This is a genomic window from Parafrankia elaeagni (assembly GCF_000374165.1).
Lineage (GTDB): Bacteria > Actinomycetota > Actinomycetes > Frankiales > Frankiaceae > Parafrankia > Parafrankia elaeagni.
On sequence record NZ_KB893711.1, the window covers coordinates 85,323 to 102,153 of the forward strand.

13 protein-coding genes are annotated in these 16,831 nt (G+C 74.6%); 8 read left to right on the forward strand and 5 right to left on the reverse strand.

The genetic code is table 11. The annotated features are described in order from the left end of the window. Window positions 1-4: 4 nt before the first annotated feature. From B207_RS0107190 to B207_RS0107200, 3 genes are read left to right on the forward strand one after another with little or no spacing between them, the layout of a single operon-like run. The gene (locus B207_RS0107190; RefSeq protein ID WP_026310778.1) at window positions 5-1,225 is read left to right on the forward strand and encodes an ArsA family ATPase; all 1,221 of its coding nucleotides are present in this window, start codon (window positions 5-7) and stop codon (window positions 1,223-1,225) included. After that, window positions 1,222-1,824: a hypothetical protein gene (locus tag B207_RS32950; RefSeq protein ID WP_018635849.1), complete on the forward strand. Its 603-nt coding sequence runs from the start codon at window positions 1,222-1,224 to the stop codon at window positions 1,822-1,824. Before B207_RS0107190 ends, B207_RS32950 begins: the two co-directional genes overlap by 4 nt. Before the next feature lie 7 nt (window positions 1,825-1,831). Beyond that, the gene (locus tag B207_RS0107200) at window positions 1,832-2,818 is read left to right on the forward strand and encodes an ROK family glucokinase (RefSeq protein WP_018635850.1); all 987 of its coding nucleotides are present in this window, start codon (window positions 1,832-1,834) and stop codon (window positions 2,816-2,818) included. 68 nt (window positions 2,819-2,886) lie between these two features. On the opposite strand, the gene B207_RS0107205 is transcribed toward B207_RS0107200, so the two are convergent. The 3 genes from B207_RS0107205 to B207_RS0107215 all read right to left on the reverse strand — a co-directional run bounded on the left by B207_RS0107205 (window position 2,887) and on the right by B207_RS0107215 (window position 6,169). Next, window positions 2,887-4,119: an ornithine cyclodeaminase family domain gene (locus B207_RS0107205; protein ID WP_026310779.1), complete on the reverse strand. Its 1,233-nt coding sequence runs from the start codon at window positions 4,117-4,119 to the stop codon at window positions 2,887-2,889. 129 nt (window positions 4,120-4,248) lie between these two features. After that, window positions 4,249-5,358 carry a hypothetical protein gene (locus B207_RS36730; RefSeq protein WP_051102454.1) on the reverse strand — a complete coding sequence of 370 codons (1,110 nt, stop codon included), beginning with the start codon at window positions 5,356-5,358 and terminating at the stop codon, window positions 4,249-4,251. Further along, complete coding sequence (locus B207_RS0107215; protein WP_018635852.1) at window positions 5,351-6,169, reverse strand: alpha/beta hydrolase; 819 nt, start codon at window positions 6,167-6,169, stop codon at window positions 5,351-5,353. The genes B207_RS36730 and B207_RS0107215 overlap by 8 nt, the downstream gene beginning before the upstream one ends. Before the next feature lie 616 nt (window positions 6,170-6,785). Between B207_RS0107215 and B207_RS32965 the strand changes: the two genes are divergently transcribed. The 5 genes from B207_RS32965 (at window position 6,786) to B207_RS0107240 (ending at window position 12,470) form a co-directional block, all read left to right on the forward strand. Further along, complete coding sequence (locus tag B207_RS32965; RefSeq protein ID WP_084692033.1) at window positions 6,786-7,673, forward strand: lysophospholipid acyltransferase family protein; 888 nt, start codon at window positions 6,786-6,788, stop codon at window positions 7,671-7,673. Window positions 7,674-7,793: 120 nt separating this feature from the next. Then, window positions 7,794-9,227, forward strand: coding sequence for a glycoside hydrolase family 5 protein (locus B207_RS0107225; protein ID WP_084692034.1), 1,434 nt, complete (start codon window positions 7,794-7,796; stop codon window positions 9,225-9,227). 145 nt (window positions 9,228-9,372) lie between these two features. Then, window positions 9,373-9,900 (forward strand): polyadenylate-specific 3'-exoribonuclease AS, encoded by a 528-nt coding sequence (locus B207_RS0107230; protein ID WP_154675193.1) that lies wholly within the window; start codon window positions 9,373-9,375, stop codon window positions 9,898-9,900. Between the two features lie 139 nt (window positions 9,901-10,039). Beyond that, a complete protein-coding gene (locus tag B207_RS0107235) occupies window positions 10,040-11,065 on the forward strand; it encodes a 6-phosphofructokinase (protein ID WP_018635855.1) in 1,026 nt (341 codons plus the stop codon). Between the two features lie 46 nt (window positions 11,066-11,111). Beyond that, the gene (locus B207_RS0107240) at window positions 11,112-12,470 is read left to right on the forward strand and encodes a class II 3-deoxy-7-phosphoheptulonate synthase (protein ID WP_018635856.1); all 1,359 of its coding nucleotides are present in this window, start codon (window positions 11,112-11,114) and stop codon (window positions 12,468-12,470) included. Window positions 12,471-12,560: 90 nt separating this feature from the next. Here the strand turns inward: B207_RS0107240 and B207_RS0107245 are convergent, their stop codons facing one another. Next, window positions 12,561-14,444, reverse strand: coding sequence for a DUF5667 domain-containing protein (locus B207_RS0107245; RefSeq protein WP_026310781.1), 1,884 nt, complete (start codon window positions 14,442-14,444; stop codon window positions 12,561-12,563). Window positions 14,445-14,592: 148 nt separating this feature from the next. Continuing rightward, window positions 14,593-16,554 (reverse strand): Stk1 family PASTA domain-containing Ser/Thr kinase, encoded by a 1,962-nt coding sequence (gene pknB, locus B207_RS0107250; protein WP_018635857.1) that lies wholly within the window; start codon window positions 16,552-16,554, stop codon window positions 14,593-14,595. Window positions 16,555-16,831 lie beyond the last annotated feature (277 nt).

Here is a 16,831-nt window from a genome sequence, read left to right on the forward strand (position 1 = left end):
TTCAGTGCGGTGTGTGCTCCTGACGGGCAAGGGTGGGGGCGGGACCACGACAGTCGCCGCGGCGACGGCCACTCTCGCGGCCCAGCGTGGCCATCGGACCCTGGTGGTCTCGGCGGACCCCGCCGCCGGCCTCACCGGTGTCCTCGACCATCCGCTCGGCCCGGCGGAGGTCGAGCTGGAGCCTGGTCTCCTCGCGCTCCAGATCGACCTGCGGCACGCGTTCGCCGAGCGCTGGCCGCAGGTCCGTGCGCTGATCACCGCCGGGGCGCCCGAGCCCGGGATCGACATCCTGGAGATCGAGGAGCTTCTGCGGCTGCCCGGCGCGCTGGAGGTGCTCACCCTGCTGGAGCTGCGTGACCTGATCAGGGCCGACCGCTACGACGTGGTCGTCGTGGACGCCGGCCCGGCCAGCGCGGCCCTGCGTCTGCTGGCAGGCCCGGAGACGCTCGCCTGGGGCTGCCGCCGACTCGGCCCTCCCGACGGCGCGCTCGCCCGGTGGATGCGGCCGGCGCTGCCGCTGCCGCTGGCCGGCCGGTTCGCCGGCCGCCTCGCTGCCATGGCCGGGCCCGCCTACGAGGCGGTGTCCGGGCTGACTGCGCTGGCCCAGGAGATGCGGGCCCTGCTCGCCGATCCCGTGGTCACCAGCGTGCGGCTGGTGCTGACGCCGGAGACGTCCGCGCTCGCGCAGGCCCGCCGCACGCTGCGCGGCCTGTCGCTGCACGGCATCGGGGTGGACGCGGTGGTCGTCAACCGGGTCATCGGCCATGACGGCGGCGACGCCTGGCGGGCCGGTTGGGCCGCGGCGCACCGCGAACAGCTGGCCGAGATCGCCACGGTGGTCGCCCCGCTGCCAGTCCTCGTGGCGGCCTACCGGGCGGGTGAGCCGCTCGGTCTGGAGGAGCTGGCGGCGTTCGGCGCCGCGGCCTACGGCGGGCGCGACCCCGCCGGGGTGCTCAGCCGTCACCGCGCCGGGGCGGGCCCGGCTCCCCTGGTGGAACGCGCCGGCGACGGTTACGTGATGTCGTTCGAGCTGCCGTTCGTCGACCGGTCCGAGGTGGATCTCGCCCGGGTCGGCGACGATCTCGTCGTGAGTGTCGGTGCGGACCGGCGCCATGTCCCGCTCCCCGCGGCACTGCGCCGGTGCGATGTGTTCGACGCCTGCCTCGTCGAGGACCGGCTCACGGTGTCGTTCGTGCCCGATCCCGCCCGCTGGGTCCGGGCGTGAACGGCCCCGCGGAATCCGGCCCCGCGGAATCCGGCCCGGCGCGCGAGGTCGTCGGTTCGCTCGCCCAGGAGGCCGCGCTTCTGGCCGCCGCGGTGCAGGAGTGGATGGCCGCCGCGAAGGGCACGCCCGACGCCGACGCGGCTGCGGCTGCGGACCCGGACGAGGCCGCGGGCGGCACGGCAGGGCCGGCCGGCAGTGGTCACGAGGGTCCGTGCTGCGTGTGCCCGGTGTGCCGGGTGCTCGCGGGTCTGCGCGGCGAGCACGCCGAGGTCACCGGCCATCTGATCGACGCCGCCGTGTCACTGGGCGCCGCCGCCCGCGCTGCCTGGGGGGTCTGGGCCGCGGACGCCCGCCGCCGAGCCGCCGCCCCGACAGCCAGCGGCGAGCCAGGCGCAGGAGCCCCGGCCCCCGATGCGGCGGGGGCCGCCACCCCGGCGCCCGCGCCCGGATCGGGGGCGTCCGACGGCGAAACCACCGCCGGCCCGGAGCAGATCCCGGTAGAACCACGAAAACAGGGAAAGCAGGGAAAGTCGGGCGAGCGGCCCGCCACGTCCGCGGGGTCGCCCCGGCCCCGCGTCCAGAAGATAGATGTGAGGTGAGCATCCAGTGACCACCAGGTCAGCGACCGCCCCCGCGGGGGACGGAGACCTGGCGATCGGAGTGGACGTCGGCGGGACCAAGGTGGCCGCCGGTGTCGTCGACGACCAGGGAAAAGTGCTGGCCTCCGCGCGCCGACCGACCCCGAGCCATGATCCGGCCGAGGTCGCCGACGCCGTCGCCGAGCTGGTCGCCGAGCTCCGCCGGACCTACGACGTCCGCGCCGTGGGAGTAGGCGCAGCCGGCTGGATCGACGGTGACCGCTCGACCGTGTTGTTCGCCCCCAACCTCGCCTGGCGGGACGAGCCGCTGCGGGACGTGCTGGCGGGCCGGGTCGGCCTGCCGGTGGTGGTGGAGAACGACGGCAACGCCATGGCCTGGGCCGAGTACCGGTTCGGCGCGGGGCAGGGCCACAGCGACCTGATCTGCGTCACGGTCGGCACGGGTATCGGCGGCGGCATCGTCCTGGACGGGCAGCTGCGCCGCGGCGCCTTCGGGATCGGCGCCGAGATGGGCCACATGCAGTTCATGCCCGGCGGCTACCGGTGCGGCTGCGGGAACGACGGCTGCTGGGAGCAGTACGCGAGCGGCCGGGCGCTGGTCCGGGGCGCCCGTGAGGTGGCCGCGGCCTCACCGGAGGCGGCGTTGCGGATGCTGGCCGGGCGCACCGTCGACGAGCTGAGCGGGCCCGACGTCACGGCCGCCGCGCAGGCCGGGGACCCGGCCGCGGTGGGCTGCCTGCAGCAGGTCGGCTGCTGGCTCGGCCAGGGGCTCGCGAGTCTCGCCGCGATCCTCGACCCCAGCCGCTTCGTCATCGGCGGCGGGGTCTCGGACGCGGGAGAGCTGCTGCTGGGCCCGGCCCGCGACGCGTTCCGTTCCTCGCTGTCGGGCCGTGGCCACCGCCCGGAGGCCGACGTGGTCGTGGCCACCCTGGGCTCGGCCGCCGGCATCGTCGGCGCCGCCGACCTCGCCCGCGGGACGTCCACTCCGGCCTGAGCGGATGCGGCCCGCCGAGCGGATGCGGCCCGGCGACCGGCCAGGGCGTGGCAGCCCGGACAGGGGCGTCAGGCGTGGTAGTCGGGGACCAGCTCGGCGGCGAGCTGCTCGAGGAACAGGCCCGCGTCGGCCACCACACCGAGCGCCTGCGCCGAGGTGCGGTCGGTCAGCCCGGCCACCGTCGACGGGTTCATGTCGACGCAGGCCACCGGCACCGACGCGGGCAGGATGTTGCCGGTCGCGACCGAGTGCAGGGTGGTGGCGACCATGACGGTGAAGCCGATGCCGCGCAGCGCCGCCCGCATCGCCCGCTGGCCGGCCACGACGTCGGTGTGGACGTCGGGCAGCGGCCCGTCGTCACGGACCGAGCCGACGAGCACGTACGACTTCCCGGCCTTCACCATCGCGTGCATGATGCCCTGGGACACCAGCCCGGACTCGACGGCGGCCCGGATCGACCCGGCGCGCCGGATCGTGTTGACGGTGCGGATGTGCTGTTCGTTGCCGCGCTGCACCCGCCTGCTGTGCGGGCTGCCCAGACCGAACGAGCTGCCGAACAGGGCGCGTTCGAGGTCGAGGGTGGCGAGGGCGTTCCCGGCGAACAGGACGTCCACGTAGCCGGCCTCGACCAGCGCGGTCAGTGCCCGGGAGGCGCCGGTGCTGACCACGGCGCGCCCGGCCACCCACAGGACCTGGGAGCCCTCGGCCTTGACCTCCCGGATCTGGCGGGCGACCGTGCGGACGAGTACCGCCTGCGGTCGGGCCGCGCTGGAGCTGAACGACATCGAGGCGAACTCGCCGTGCAGCCGGGACGAGTGGTCCGAGACGGGCAGCACGACCTTGACGCCGTCGACACCACAGACGATCATGTCGCCGGTACGGACGTCGGCCACCGGGACGGTGCGCACCCGGCCGTCGGAGACGACGAGCCCGCAGTCCATCTCCGGGTGCTCGACAGGCACCCACTGGCCGTCGAGGTGGACGACGGTCTCCAGGTTCGTGGTCGAGTAGAAGTCCTCGGGGAACACGCCGTCCGCGTCGGCGGGCCGCGTCACGGCCGTGCCGGTCACCAGCTTGTTGACCCCGTGGACCTGGATGCGCATGAGGATCCGCGCCAGCGTCGACACGGTGTCCGCGCCGACGGTGATGACGGCGTGGGACTCGTCGTCGTGGTGCCGCCCGAGGTCGATCTTGTCGACCTTGTAGTCACCGCCGTAGGCCAGGACGTCGTCCAGCACCCGCGCCAGCACGCCGGTGTCCATGAGGTGCCCGTGCACCTCGACCTGCTCGTGGAAATGCACGGAGCCGCCCTTCTTCCTGCCTGCCATCTCGCCGGTCGTCGTGCCCGCGCCACCGCGGCAGCCCGCGCTGGTTCGGCGATGCCGACGGCCCGGGCGGAGCCCGCGGCCCGCCCGGTCCACCGGTTGTGGTCAGACGACCGCGCCGTCGTCCGGTCCGTCGAAGTCGGTCGGAAGCCGGTCGCCCATCCGCACGACCAGTGTTCCCACGCCGCCGAGGAGGAGCAGCACCCCCGCGACGTCGCGGGAACGCGCCTGGCCCAGCCCGATCAGCGACGGGACGACCAGGATGGCCACCCCCAGCGCGATGGAACCGAGGGCCCAGCGGGTGACCGGCCGCATCTTCGGGACCGGCGGTGCCGGCGGCGGGACGTAGTGGTCGTCCTCGTCGTCTTCGGAGGCCTTCGCCGTGGGTGACGACGCGCCGCTGCCCGCTCCCGACCAGAACGCGGCCCGCACGGCGTCGTCGAGCCGGTCGATCTCGCTCCGGTCACTGCCGCGACCGACCCGGTCGCGGGCGGATCCGTCGCCGGTGGACCCGTCGGCGGTGGACCCGTCGGCGGGGCCGCCGCCCTCGGTGTCGCCGCCCGTGGCGGCAGTGCCGGCCCCACCGGCCGGGGTCAGGTCGCTCGGCCCGGCGCCGCTGGTGGGCGCGGGCGGCATGGTGCGCTCGGCAGGATCGTCGTCGACGAGGTGCCTGCCGTCCGGAGGCATCCCGTCAGGCTGCCGCCCGCCCGGCCGGATGATGATGACCGACGGGCGTCGCGGCCCGTCGATGTCCTCGGCTGCCGGCCAGCGCCGCTCGCCGGGCACCGGATCCTGGCCGAAGCGGGCGACGAGGTCCAGGAAGGCGGCCTCGTCCGCGGCCGGTGACCGGGGTTGCCGCACGCTCGCGGGGGAGGGGTCCTTGGCGGTGCCCCGGCCACCCCCGTGGTCGGCTCCGCCGGCAGGCCCGGGCTCCGGGGACTGCTCGGCCGGGGCCTGCGCGAACTCCTCGCCGACCTCACCACCGGCGCCGCCGGTACCGCCTGTACCGGCAGCCCCACCGGCGCCGCCGGTACCGCCGGTACCCGGGTCGGTCTCGGCCGCCGTGCCGCTGTCGCCGGTGGCGTGGCCGGCGGTGCCCGCGGTGAGCGCGTCCCGACCTGCCTTGCCCTGGCCGGCGGCGGGCGGCGTGGGCTCGTCGGGGATCCGGTCAGGGTCCGCGCCGGGGGAGCCGAATCCAGCGGAGCTCTCAGTCATGGTCACCCGACTCCGGCACGTGGGGATGGGACTCGTCCGGCCGGGACCGGGCCGTGACGAAATCCACGCTGCCCTTGAAGATCGTTTCCTTTTCGTTGTCCAGTGTCGCGACGTGGTAGCTGTCGTGGAGCAGCCGCTCCTCGACGGGCGCGGCGGTCAACCCTGCCAGCAGCAGGCGCCCGGATGTGGGCTCCACCACGTGGTCGGTGGTGCTGCGATAGGCCACGACGGGGCAGACGACCCGCCCGAGATCCGCACGGGTGACGGCCCACAGCCCTCGCAGTGACGCGAAGGCCCGGGTCGGGACCCGGGAGTAGCCCACCTCGCGGACTCCGGGGGCGCGGATGTCGTTCGTCACCCCGGGGACCGTCGGCAGCACCCGCGACAGCAGCGGGGCCAGGACAGCCGCCCGCCGGTCGGTCCCGAGACTCGCGTTGACGGTCACGGCCCCGGCGACCCGCGACCCGTGCACCTCGGCGAGGCGCAGCGTCAGCGTGCCGCCCATCGACAGGCCCATCACGAAGACCCGCTCGCACGAGCGGCTCAGCTCGCCGAAGGCCGCGTCGGCGGCGCCGTACCAGTCGTGCCAGGTGGTGCGGGCCAGGTCCTGCCAGCGGGTGCCGTGGCCCGGCAGCAGCGGGCAGCGGACCCGCAGGCCCGCGGCGGCGAGGTGATCACCCCAGGGCCGCATGCTCTGCGGCGAGCCGGTGAAGCCGTGCACGAGCAGGACGCCGGTGCTGCCGTCACCCCCGCCGGGCAGGTCGAAGGGCTCGGCGCCGGGCAGGACAGCCGCCACCGGGACTCCCGCCATGGTCATCCGCTCCCTTCGCCTCGAGCGCCCGTAACGCACCCGCCGCGGCCACCGATCGGGTGCTCCGGTGGACGGCGGGCGCCGTGCCACCGATCGCCCGCGAGCCGACCGGCCGGCCGGCTCGCGCGCCCTCGGTGCTGCCGAGGCGGCTGCCGGCCGGCTCCCGCGGGGTTCGTCAGGGGTGGCCCGGTGCGCCCCTCGTCGTGAGGGAACCGACACCGACCTTCGCATGCTCGCACGCCGGGGGCCGACTGGCCATGGTCATGCGCTTTTCCATCATCCCGGACGAACCAGTCGATCTTCCGGTGTGTTCCTACCGTGTCCGTCCGGTGCGGCAGTCGTGCGGTGTTCGTGCGGCAGTCGTGCGGTGTTCGTGCGGTGCCGGGCGGTGTTCGTGCGGTGCCGGGCGGACCCGGGCGCACTCGGCCGTGCCGGCCACGGACAATGACACTCCGACGTCGGCGCCGTGTGGTGGACGATGTCGTGAGGGGTCCATATGGTCACCGCGGGCATCCCGGCCGCGCCCGTTCCTCGATGTGCGGGCACGGGTGGGTTCGGGCGCGGGCGTTCGGGAATGCCGTCCCTGGGCGGCGGTGCGACGAAGCTGGGAGCTTGCGTGTTGTACTGGGTCGTCAAGGCCATCCTGACACCGGTGCTACGGGTGTTCTGGCGGCCGTGGGTCGAGGGTCTCGACCACGTCCCCACCCGCGGGCCGGCGATCCTGGCGAGCAACCACCTGAGTTTCCTGGACTCCTTCTTCCTGCCGCTGGTCGTGCCGCGGCGCATCACCTTCCTCGCGAAGAGCGACTACTTCACCGGGGTCGGGCTGAAGGGCTGGAGCAAGCGCAAGTTCTTCAAGGGGGTCGGCCAGGTCCCGATCGACCGCAGTGGTGGCCGTGCCAGCGAGGGGGCGCTGCGCACCGGTGTCCGGGTGCTCGACTCCGGCGAGCTTCTCGGCATCTACCCGGAGGGCACCCGCTCGCCGGACGGGCGCCTCTACCGCGGCAAGATCGGCGTTGCCCGGATGGCGTTGGAGGCCGGGGTGCCCGTCATCCCCGTAGCCATGATCGGTACGTTCGAGGTGCAGCCGCTCGGCCGGCACGTCCCGCGCATCCGCCGGGTCGGGATCCGGATCGGGCGCCCACTGGACTTCAGCCGCTACGCCGGGATGGCCGACGACCGCTTCGTGCTGCGGTCGATGACGGACGAGATCATGTACGAGCTGATGTCGCTGTCCGGCCAGGAGTACGTCGACATGTACGCGCAGCGGCGCAAGGAGGATCTCGCCGCCGCCCGCGAGGCACAGGCCGCGGCGGAGTCCCCGGGCCGGGCCGAGCCGCCGGCCCGGCCGGGCTCACCGGTCCGTCCGGATGCCCCGAGCCGCGCCGAAGCGCCTTCCCGAGCGGAGTCCCCGCCGGGAGCCGCCGAGTCCCGTCCGGGAGCGGAGCAGCCGCTCCCCGCGGAGCCGACCGATCCCGAGCCGGCGCCCGTCACCCGGCCGTGAGGCCATGACCAGCAAGGTTGGTCCCGCGTGGTGGGCCGGGCCGGAGCTGCCGGAGCCGGGCCCGATCGTCTGACCCAGGGCGGTCTGACCCGTTCGGGGGAAGCACGGCACTATTGCACGGTGCGCGGCTTGACTGGTGGTTCGCGAATCGGATCCGGCCGCTGGGCCGGGCGCCCGAAGAGGTGGCCGGCGACGCTGCTGGTGGGCCTGCTGGCGGGTCTTCTGGTCGCTTCCGGCGAGGGGGTCGGGCAGGCCGGGCGCGTCGGTGCGGGGTCCGTGCCGGCCGCCGAGGCCCCGCCGGGAACGGTGTCGAGAACAGCGAACTTTCTGACGGACGCCGCCGGGCGGGTCGTGCTGCCCCGGGGTGTCACGGTGCCGGCCGGGACCGTGCCCACCGCCGAGGAGTTGCGGCGCTGGCTCGACTACGGCTTCACCGCCGCCCGGCTGGAGCTGCCGATGACCTCCGGCGGCGGCTTCCCGCCCACCGGTGCGCAGCCGCCGGCGGGCGACCTCGAGCAGGGCGGGCTCGAACAGGCGGGCGCGCTGGTGGCCGACCTGACCGACCACGGCCTCACGGTCGTGCTGAGCATCGTGCCCGGCGCCCGGGGCTACCAGCCGTCGACGTCCGACCTGACCGCCGGGCTGCGGCGTGCGGCGGAAAGGTTCCGGGTCACCGGTGGTCTGATCGGGTTCGAGGTGCCGCCGACACCCGCCGCGGGGGATCTCGCCGCCGCCCTGCGGGCCGTCGACCCGCACCGCACCCTGTGGGTCGGGCAGCAGGCGCCGTTCGACCCGGCCGCGCAGGTCGCCGCGAACGGCGGCGCCGGCTACATCACCGCCTGGGCGGACGGCACCCCGGCGCGGGCCGCCCAGCTGGCCGCCGCCGGCGACGCGTTCAGCCTCGGCTGGTTCTACGACGCCCCGGATGCCGACGGCCGCCTGGCGACCGGCATCGGGCCCGGCGAGGTCCGGGCCGTGGCGACGCCGCCGGCGGAGATCGTCCGGCCCTACCCGGCCGCGGTGGCCGGAGTGCCCACGTCGTACGGCAGCGACGGGGCCGGGGTGTTCCGTCTGGTCTACCGGCCGGTGCGGGCCGGTGGCGGCACTCTGCCGCCTGGCACGCCGACCGCGGTCATCGTGCCGGGCTGGAACTACTCGGTGGGCTACCAGGCTCGGGTGACCGGTGGCCAGGTCACCTCGGAGCCCGGCGCGGGTGTGCTCTGTGTGGTCGCCGCGGCGGGCGTGGCAGAGGTGCGGGTCGAGATCGTGCCGGCCCAGGGCACCGCCCCGGTGGCCCCGCCGAGGGCCGGTGCCGTCAACTGCACGACCGGGCCGACTGGGCCGACCGGGCCGACCGGCGGGGATGGCGCGGCGGGCGCTGCGGGTGGGACAGGTGCGGCGGGTTCTCCCGGTGCCGGCACCCCGGCCGCGGCGCCGGAGGCGGCGGGAGCGGACACCGACCCGCCGTTGCTGCTGGTGGTCCTTCCACTGCTGGGCGCCGCGCTGGCGGCAGCGGTGCTCGGCCCCGTCCTCGTGCGCCTGCGCCGTCGCTGAGCGCCGCCGCTGAGCACCGCCGCGGACGTCCGTCGGCAGTGCGCGGCGCCCTGGAAGACCGCTGGTCGGCCCGGAAGCCGGCAGGCCGGCCCGGAAGAGGGTGGCCCCGGCCGGGCTGCCGGAGCGGCGGAGCACACTGGACCCCGTGAGCGCCCGCTTCTTCTACGACACCGAGTTCATCGAGCGCGACGAGGCCGGCCATCACTGGCTGGACCTGGTGAGCATCGGCATCGTCAGTGAGGACGGCGCGCGCGAGTTCTACGCGGTCTCCACGGAGTTCGATCCGTCCTACGCGGTGCCCTGGGTGCGCCGCAACGTCCTGGACCGGCTGCCTTCGCCGTCAAGCCCGGTCTGGATGTCGCGGGAGCGGATCCGCGACGAGGTGGCCCGCTTCCTGATCACGGACGGCGCGCCGGAGCTGTGGGCCTGGTACGCCGCCTACGACCACGTTGCTCTCTGCCAGCTGTTCGGGAAGATGCCGGCGCTGCCGCGGCGGATGCCGCGCTTCACGCATGACCTGCGCCAGCTCTGGGAGGACGTCGGCAGTCCGGCGCTGCCGCCGCCCCCGCCCGACGCGCACGACGCCCTCGCCGACGCTCGGCACAACCTGGCCCGCTGGGAGATCCTCGTCCCGCTGCGGGCGCGGGTCATGGCCGGCACGCAGCCTGCCTGACCAGCCTCCCTGGGCTGCCCGTCGACCGATCGACCACGCCGCGTGTGCGAATGGTCTCGGAGTGGAGTCTTCTGCGGGCTACGCTTCCGCCGGAAACGCGAGAGATCGGGGGCGACTCACAGAAGAGAGGGCCCTGGGCGTGAAGATCGGTGTGCTGACCGGCGGTGGTGACTGTCCCGGCCTGAACGCGGTGATCCGCGGCGTCGTCCGCAAGGGGGTGGGCGTCTACGGCCACAGTTTCGTCGGCTTCCGGGACGGCTGGCGCGGCCCGCTGGAGAACGACACCGTCCCACTGGACGTCGCCGCGGTGCGCGGAATCCTGCCGCGCGGCGGCACCATCCTCGGCTCCAGCCGGACGAACCCGTACGCCGCCGCGGACGGGCCGGCCCGAGTGCGCGAGACCCTGGAACGCACCGGCGTCGACGCGCTGATCGCCATCGGCGGCGAGGACACGCTCGGCGCGGCGGCTCGCCTGCACGCCGAGGGCATTCCGGTCGTGGGGGTGCCGAAGACGATCGACAACGACCTGTCCGCCACCGACTACACGTTCGGCTTCGACACCGCGGTGAACATCGCCACCGAGGCGATCGACCGGCTGCACACGACGGCGGAGAGCCACCACCGCGTGCTCGTGGTGGAGGTGATGGGTCGCCACGCCGGCTGGATCGCGCTGCACAGCGGCATGGCGGCCGGCGCCAACGTCATCCTGATCCCGGAGAAGCCGTTCGACATCGACAAGGTCTGTGCCTTCGTCGAACAGCGCTTCGCCACCCGGTACGCGCCGATCATCGTCGTCGCCGAGGGCGCCACCCCGATCGCCGGGACGACGGTGGTCAGGGAGGGCGAGCTGGACGCCTTCGGCCACCAGCGGCTGCAGGGGATCGGCGCGCTGCTCGAGACCGAGATCCGGGGGCGGACCGGGCGGGAGACCCGGGCGACGGTCCTCGGGCACGTCCAGCGGGGTGGCACGCCGACGGCCTTCGACCGCTGGCTGGCGACCCGGTTCGGTCTGCACGCCGTCGACGCCGTGCACGACGGCGACTTCGGGAAGATGGTCGCGCTGCACGGGACAAGAGTCGAACGGGTGCCGCTCGCCGAGGCGACCGGTGAGCTCAAGGTGGTCCCCGAGCATCTGTACGCGGAGGCCGAAGTCTTCTTCGGCTGACGGAACCACGCGAGTCCTCGGCGCCGGGGTCGTACCCTGGTGACTCGTGAGCAACGAGCTGGACATCTGGCGGACCCTGCCGGCCAGGCAGCAGCCCTCCTGGCCCGACCCGGAGGAACTGGCGGCGGCGTTCGCCGAGCTGTCGGGCCTGCCCCCGCTGGTGACCGCGCCCGAGGTTCGGTCGCTGACCGACCGGCTGGCGATGGTCGCCCGCGGGGAGGCCTTTCTGCTTCAGGGCGGAGACTGCGCGGAGACCTTCGCGGCCAACACGGCCGACAAGATCCGCGACAAGGTCAAGACCCTCCTGCAGATGGCGGTCGCGCTGACGTACGGCGCGAGCACCCCGGTGGTGAAGGTCGCGCGGATCGCGGGCCAGTACGCCAAGCCCCGGTCGGCCGACATCGAGGCGTCCACGGGCCTGCCGTCGTACCGCGGTGACGCCGTCAACGACATCGCGGCGACGCCGCAGGCCCGCCGGCCCGACCCGAAGCGGATGGTGGCGGCCTACCACCAGAGCGCGGTCGCGCTGAACCTGGTGCGTGCCTTCGCCACCGGTGGCTTCGCGGACCTGTCGAAGGTCCACGAGTGGAACAAGGCGTTCGTGCGCGACTCGGCCGCCGGCCGCCGCTACGAGCTGATGGCCGTCGACATCGAGCGCGCACTGGCGTTCATGGCCGCCTGTGGCATCGACCTCGACCGCACGGCGGCGCTGACCGGCGTGGAGATGTTCACCAGCCACGAGGGCCTGCTCATGGAGTACGAGCGGGCCCTGACGCGCACCGAGGAGTCGACCGGCGAGGTCTACGACCTGTCCGCGCACATGATCTGGATCGGCGAGCGTACCCGCGACCTCGGCGGGGCGCACGTCGAGTTCCTCTCCCGGGTCGGCAACCCGATCGGCTGCAAGATCGGCCCGTCGGCGACACCGGACGAGGTCGTGGAGCTCACCGAACGTCTCAACCCCGACCACATCCCCGGCCGGCTCACGCTGATCGCGCGCATGGGTGCCAAGCGGGTGCGGGACGTCCTGCCGGCGATCATCGACAAGGTGAACGCCGCCGGGCATCCCGTGGTCTGGTCGTGCGACCCGATGCACGGCAACACCCGCGACGTCGGCGGCATCAAGACGCGGCACTTCGACGACGTCCTGGACGAGGTGTTCGGGTTCTTCCAGGTGCACCAGGGGCTGGGAACGCATCCCGGTGGCCTGCACATCGAACTGACCGGCGAGAACGTCACCGAGTGCCTCGGCGGCGCCGAGCAGATCGGCGAGGCGGACCTCGGCGGCCGTTACGAGACCGCCTGCGATCCGCGGCTGAACACCGGGCAGGCGCTCGAGCTGGCCTTCCTGGTCGCCGAGATGCTCCAGCAGACCCGCGCCCACCGGGACAGCCACCACCGCTGACGGAAGCCAGCAGCCACCGGCACCTGCGAGGTGCCGGTGGCGTCAGGGAACCCTGACGTCAGGGTTCCCTGACGCCAGAGAACCGTGGCGTCAGGGGATCTGGGCGGACGCCGCCGGCGCCGCTCCCGTGGAGCTGACCGGAGGCGCGTCGGGTGCCGGCGCCGTGGCGGCCCCGGGTACCGGGGCGTCGGGCGGCGCCGCGGGGGTCCCGGCGGCAGCGCCCGCGGGTTCCGCCGACCGTGGTGCCCCCGTTGCCGTTGCCGTTGCCCTGGCTGACGGCGCTGACGGCGTTGGCGGTGTCGCCGGCGTTGACGAGGCCGGGGGTGCGAGAGCGGCCCCATCGGGCGGCTTCCCGCCGGCCGCGCCGCCGTCGGGGCCTGGCGCCACGGCCGTGGCGGCCGGGCCGGGTTCCGCCGGTGCCTCGAAGATCCGCAGTGAGTCGAGCACGTCCGGCATCGCCGGAAGGTCGTCACCGGTGGCAGCAGGGGAGGCGGGGATACCCGGCCCCCGCGAAGGTGTCGCCGGGCTGCTGGACGATGCCTGCTCCCCACCCGAGCGCTGCTCCTCGCCCGGGGCCTGATCAACCTCGAGGTCCCGGTTCATGTCGAGGGCCCCCGGCGGGGTACCGGCCGGGCCGGGCGGCGTGGAACTGACCCGCGGCAGCATCGGCAGGGCACCGCCCGGTTCCTGCCCGCGCTCGGCGGCGGGGCGGCCGGGACCGGGCTGTCCGCCCGTGCCTTCCGCGCCGGTGGACGGGCTGGGCTGTGGTCGTTCCGGATCGCTCGAGGAGCTGACCGGCGCCCGACCGCCGTCGTGCGGGGCCTCGCTGCCGTGCGGCGCCGCGCTGCCGTCGCCCGGAGTCGGGTAGGTCAGGACCGAGCCGACCTCGCGGATGATGCGGCGCGCCTCGGCGACCTCGGGCGCGGAGCTGTCCGGGAACGCGCCGAGCAGCGCGTCCAGACGGGCCGACTGGTCTGCCGCGAAGTCGTTCAGGATGCGCCAGGCGTCGGCGTTGCCCGATCGGACCTCGTCGATCAGCACCTCGCTGCCGGCGGCGGCATCCTCGCACCAGTCGCGCAGCAGTGTGGTGGCGGTGCTGATCTGCCGGCCACCGATCTCCTGCGGCCGGCTGTCGGTGTCCGGCCGTGAGCTGGCTGGACGCGACGTGTCTGGCGGGTCCGACGAGCCCGGGGGAGCCGACCCGCCCGCCGCCCTCGGTGTGGTGGGCTGCTCCTCGGCCTCCGGAGCGGGCCGGCCGCTGGCCGCTGACGGTTCTGGCGAGCCGTCCGGCGGGATACCGCGGGACTCGGGCCCGCCCGAGGGCGGCTCGGCGGCGGCGCCGCGGCCGTCGGCCTCACCTGCGTCGACCGCGGAGCCCGTCGCGGCCGGCCGGCCTCCGGCACCCCCGTGCTCGGTTCGGGTGCGGGAGGCGGTCACGGTCGGGCCGACCACCGCGGCGAGCTCGTCCATCCGCGTGCGGGCGACGGCGAGCTGGACCTTGGCGCGGTCGACCCGGTTGGCCGCGAGGTTGACCTGGATCTGCTCGACCTGTCGCTTGACGCCGTAGAGGAGCTCGCCGGGCAGAGCATGCGCGGCGCTCACCGCGACGCCGACAGCGGTGACGGACGCCGCCAGCGCTCCGATCAGCGCCGGTCGGGCGGAGCGCAACGCCCGCCGGGCGCCCGGCCCGCCCGGACGGGTCACCCGCCGCGGCGCCGGTGCGGAGCCGGTGTGAGCGGGCGGCGCGCCCAGGCCCGGGGCGGGAGACGCAGCGGCCTGCGGGTCGAGCAGCAGGGCGCGGGCCTGCGCGCGGGCAGCGGGGGCCATCGCCGGCGCCGGCACCGCCCGCAGCGCGGCGACGGTGCGGGCCAGCTGCGCCTCGGCCTCGCTCCGCGGCGGGCGCCGGCTGTCGAGCAGCTCGGCCGCCCGGTCAGCCCGCGCGCCGCGCCGCCGCGGTTCACCTCTCGCCGCCACGCCGTCCCCCCCGGGCTCTGGCTCGTCCGTAGCCGGGCCGCCTTCGCCGGCCCGATGAAGATCGACTCTACCTGACAGTGCCGGTCCCGCCCGTGATGCGGACCGTGTCCCGCTGGCGGGCCTGCGGGCCTGCGGGCTGGCGGGCCGCTCAGTCGCCCAGCCCGGATCTCAGCTGCAGGCGGACGGTGCTGCCCCGCTCGGCCTTGCTGTTGGCCTTGGGAGACTGCGATCTGACGGTGCCGCCGAAGAGCGACCAGCCGTCGGCCCGCAGCCCGGCGCGGTTCAGAATCCGCTCGGCCTCCGGCCAGGACTTCCCGACGACGTCGGGCACCGTGACCCTGACGCCGCTGCCGTCGCCGCCATCGTCGTCGTCCTCTTCCTCCCTGGCCACGAACAGGGTCACCGTGCTGCCCGAGCCGACGCGCTGGCCCGGGTCCGGTGAGGTGCGGACGACGCGGCCCGGGTCCTGCTCGTCGCTGCTCACCGACTGCTGCTGGACGGTGAGGTTGAAGTTGAGGGCGTCCAGGCGGGCCTTGGCCTCGTCGAAGGTCAGCCCGACGAGGTCACGGGGGACCTCGACCGACGACGGCCCCGAGCTCACGACGAGGGAGACCGGCGTGCCCGGGTCGACCTCCGTGCCCGCCGCCGGGTCGGTCCTGATGATCGAGTTCGCGGGCACGGTGTCGCTGGCCTCGGTCGTCCGCCCGCTCACGGACAGCTTCGCCACCGTCAGCTCGGCCTGGGCCTGGTCCGCGGGCTTCCCGTCGAGATTGGGGACGTTGGTCCTCGGCGGCCCGGAGCTCAGCCGCAGCGTCACGACGGCGCCGTCCCTGATGGCTGCGCCGTCCTTCGGATCCTGGGCGGCGATGTGGCCCGCGGGGACGGACGTGGTCGCGATCTCCTCGCCGTAGCGGGGGACCAGGCCGGCATCCCGCAGCTCCTTGTCGGCGTCCTCCCTGCTCAGCCCGATGAGGAGCGGAACCTCCGGGGCCGCGCTGCCCACGACCGCCCTCAGGGCGAGGGCCCCGAGAATGATGCAGAGCACGACGACCCCGGCGACGATCGCCGGCCCGGCGGGCAGCCGGCCCGAGCGCCCCCCCGCCGGCGGGCGACGACGGCGCCCCGGGCCGCCGCCGGTGTTGATCATGCTGGTGGGTGCGATCGGCGGCCCGGGCCGCGGGGCCGGCTTCGGCGCCGGCGGTCTCGGTGCCTCCAGCGGCCCGGTGAAACCGGAGTGGTACTCCTCGTCGGCGTCCGGAGCCGGCAGGTAGGGCAGGATCGCGCGCAGCTCGGCGAGCAGCGCCGCACCGTCGGCCGGCCGGTGGTCGGGGTCGCGGGCCGTCGCCCGCAGCGTCAGCGCGTCCAGCTCGGCGGGGACGCCGGCGACGACCGTGGACGGAGCGGGCACGTCGCCGTGGACCGACTGGTAGGCCACCGACATCGGCGTCTCACCGGTGTGCGGCAGGTGGCCGGTGAGCATCTCGAAGAGCATGACGCCGGCGGCGTAGACGTCGCTGCGCATCCCGGCGGTGCCGTGGGTGACCTGCTCGGGGGCCAGATAGCCGACGGTGCCCATGACGACCCCGCCGGTCATGGCCTGGGTGGCCTGGCTGACCGGGCGGGCGAGCCCGAAGTCGGCGACCTTCACCTGCCCGTCGTCGCCGAGCAGGATGTTCTCCGGCTTGATGTCGCGGTGGATGATGCCGGCGGCGTGCGCCGCGGCGAGTGCCTCGGCGACGGGCTCGAAGATCTCGACGACCTCGGGCACGGACAGCCGCCCGCGGCTGCCGAGGTACTCGCGCAGCGACCGGCCGCGGACCAGCTCCATGACGAGGTAGTGCAAAATGCCGGTCGGCGTCTGGTCGGAGCCCTGGTCGAGGATGGAGACGGCGCGTGGTGTGCTCAGCCGGGCGACCGCGTTGGCCTCCCGGTGGAACCGGGCCACGAACTCCGGGTCATGGCTGAGGTTCGGATGCATGATCTTGAGAGCGACGTACCGGTCGAGCCGGTTGTCGTGCGCGACGTACACGGTCGCCATCCCGCCGACCGCGAGCCTTTCCTGGGCCGTGTACCGACCGTCGAGAAGACGGCCTATCACAGGGTCGGCCACCGTGGCATCCACGGGGACAGTTTACGATCGGCCGTTCGAGCTGTCGGACAGTGGTCTTACTGCGCGGAATCCCTCACGTTCGACCCGAACGGGCGGGATCTTCGTCACAGATCCGGGAGATCCGGGTCGACGGGACGTCCACGGTCGGGTCGGACATGCCGGAGCCACTGGTCCCGGCGCGTCGGGCGCCTAGACTGTGCCTGTACCGGGGAGCCCGCGGACGCGGGCTGAGAGGCCGGCCACGATGCCGCCGGCGACCCGCAGACCCGATCGCGGT

Bases quoted from the DNA above. Each gene is read 5' to 3' on its own strand.
- B207_RS36730 (WP_051102454.1), bottom strand. From the start codon at position 5,358: ATGACTGAGAGCTCCGCTGGATTCGGCTCCCCCGGCGCGGACCCTGAC.
- B207_RS0107215 (WP_018635852.1), bottom strand. From the start codon at position 6,169: ATGGCGGGAGTCCCGGTGGCGGCTGTCCTGCCCGGCGCCGAGCCCTTC.